The sequence below is a fragment of the Bradyrhizobium sp. 25ACV genome (assembly GCF_054863005.1).
Genome location: NZ_JAVAYO010000166.1, coordinates 1 through 250 on the forward strand (window position 1 = coordinate 1; position 250 = coordinate 250).

Below are 250 nucleotides of genomic sequence, written 5' to 3' on the forward strand. Positions count from 1 at the left end.
ACGGTATCTCCCGCGCCTGCCCGACACGACCATCGAGTTGCTTGGCGAAGGTTTTCAGCGGGCGGGCCACTTCACGGGGCAGCGGTAACTTCTGCAACTGGGCGACAAGGGCCGTGAGCGCAGTGCTGATCTGGTCAACCCGGGTTTCGCGGCGCTGCTCCGAATCCAGCACGGCTTTTTCCAGACGCGGCAGCAAGGCGGCGAGGGCGGCATCCATGTCGTCGCTGCGCACGATGTCGCGCATTTCCTT

At 64.4% G+C, this 250-nt stretch carries 1 pseudogene; it reads right to left on the reverse strand.

Annotation, left to right across the window (positions count from 1 at the left end):
- Window positions 1-250 (reverse strand): annotated as a pseudogene (locus RAD04_RS39010) (hypothetical protein); the annotation flags it as partial.